Genomic DNA, 2,500 nt, shown 5'->3' on the forward strand with positions numbered 1-2,500 from the left:
ACTCCCCCCCTAATACAAAAACCCCACTTGCTATTTCTAGCGAGTGGGGTTTTTAAATAATTTACATCGTATGAGACATTCTTTGCTTTTAGCGGACTTGGCGACGACCTACTCTTCCATGCCTTAAGACAAAGTACCATCGGCGCTGAGGTGTTTAACGTTCGAGTTCGGAATGGGATCGTGTTCTGAGCACCTCGCTATAGTCACCAAGTCGGCAAAAAGCAAAGCGTGAAGTTAAATATGATGACTAGGCGAACCTAGTTGATGATGTTCGTTATGTTTTGAGATGTACGGACATTGATTAATGAGAACAATCAAGCCAATCGAGCTATTAGTATCAGTAAGCTTCACACATTGCTGCGCTTCCACACCTGACCTATCAACGTGGTGGTCTCCCACGGCTCTCAAGGGAATGCTAGTTTCGAAGGAGGCTTCCCGCTTAGATGCTTTCAGCGGTTATCCCGTCCAGATATAGCTACCCTGCTATGCCGCTGGCGCGACAACAGGTCCACCAGAGATCTGTTCACCCCGGTCCTCTCGTACTAGGGGCAACTCTTCTCAACATTCCTACACCCACGGCAGATAGGGACCGAACTGTCTCACGACGTTCTAAACCCAGCTCGCGTACCGCTTTAATTGGCGAACAGCCAAACCCTTGGGACCTGCTCCAGCCCCAGGATGCGATGAGCCGACATCGAGGTGCCAAACAATGCCGTCGATATGGACTCTTGGGCATCATCAGCCTGTTATCCCCGGCGTACCTTTTATCCGTTGAGCGATGGCCCTTCCACGCGGGACCACCGGATCACTATGACCGACTTTCGTCTCTGCTCGACTTGTCAGTCTCGCAGTCAGGCAGGCTTATGCCATTGCACTCGACGACCGATTTCCGACCGGTCTGAGCCCACCATCGCGCGCCTCCGTTACTCTTTGGGAGGCGACCGCCCCAGTCAAACTACCCACCACACACTGTCCCGGACGCTGTTACGCCGCGGTTAGACATACATGACGATAAGGGTGGTATCTCACATTGCGGCTCCATAGCAACTGGCGTCACTATTTCAAAGCCTACCACCTATTCTGCACATGCCGACACGAATGCCAGTGTGAAGCTATAGTAAAGGTGCACGGGGTCTTTCCGTCTAACCGCAGGAACCCCGCATCTTCACGGGGAATTCAATTTCGCTGAGTCTATGCTGGAGACAGTGGGGAAGTCGTTACGCCATTCGTGCAGGTCGGAACTTACCCGACAAGGAATTTCGCTACCTTAGGACCGTTATAGTTACGGCCGCCGTTTACTGGGGCTTCAATTCAATGCTCTCACATCTCCTTTTAACCTTCCAGCACCGGGCAGGCGTCAGACCCTATACGTCGTATTGCTACTTCGCAGAGCCCTATGTTTTTAGTAAACAGTCGCCACCCCCTGGTCTGTGCCACCCTCCTGTAGTTGCCTACAAAAGGGTCACGCTTATCCCGAAGTTACGCGTGCAATTTGCCGAGTTCCTTCAGCATAGTTCTCTCAAGCGCCTTAGTATTCTCTACCTGTCCACCTGTGTTGGTTTAGAGTACGGTCTTAACGGTGGAGCTATTTCCTGGAACTTGCTCACTGCCAGAACCAATCCGATAAGGACTGACAGACCTGCAAATTCGTCACTACCACCAGGTTCAGGAATATTAACCTGATTCCCATCGTCTACGACTTTCGTCCTCGACTTAGGGGCCGACTAACCCTGCGCTGATTAGCATTGCGCAGGAACCCTTGGACTTTCGGCGAGAGTGTCTCTCACACTCTTTATCGCTACTCATGTCAGCATTCGCACTTCTGATACCTCCAGGACCCCTCACGGGTATCCCTTCGCAGACTTACAGAACGCTCCGCTACCGCTTGCACAAAGTGCAAACCCTAAGCTTCGGTGCATGGTTTGAGCCCCGGTACATTTTCGCCGCAGGAACGCTTGACCAGTGAGCTGTTACGCTATCTTTAAAGGATGGCTGCTTCTAAGCCAACCTCCTGGTTGTCTATGCATTCCCACAAGCTTTCCCACTTAACCATGACTTTGGGACCTTAGCTGTAGGTCAGGGCTGTTTCCCTCTCCACTACGGACCTTAGCACCCGCAGTGTGTCTGCCAGATATTACTTCCAGGTATTCGGAGTTTGGTTAGGTTTGGTAATCCGTTGGGGACCCCTAGCCCATCCAGTGCTCTACCCCCTGGAGTATTCGTCTGACGCTCTACCTAAATAGATTTCGCGGAGAACCAGCTATTTCCAAGTTTGATTGGCCTTTCACCCCTAGCCACAGGTCATCCCGTTCTTTTTCAACAGAAGTGGGTTCGGCCCTTCAGTAAGTGTTACCTCACCTTCAGCCTGCCCATGGCTAGATCACTTGGTTTCGGGTCTAATCCAACATACTCAACGCCCTATTCAGACTCGCTTTCGCTACGCATACACCTAACGGCTTAAGCTTGCATGTTAAATTAAGTCGCTGACCCATTATACAAA

2 rRNA genes (1 of these 2 cut by a window edge) are annotated in these 2,500 nt (G+C 51.2%); both read right to left on the reverse strand.

Annotated elements, in window-relative coordinates:
- Positions 1–95: 95 nt before the first annotated feature.
- A 5S ribosomal RNA gene (gene rrf / locus ATL17_RS12590) occupies positions 96–211 on the reverse strand.
- Between the two features lie 99 nt (positions 212–310).
- Positions 311–2,500, reverse strand: a 23S ribosomal RNA gene (locus tag ATL17_RS12595) (it continues 529 nt past the right edge of the window).

The sequence above is a fragment of the Maritalea mobilis genome (assembly GCF_004363175.1).
Classification (GTDB): Bacteria; Pseudomonadota; Alphaproteobacteria; order Rhizobiales; family Devosiaceae; genus Maritalea; species Maritalea mobilis.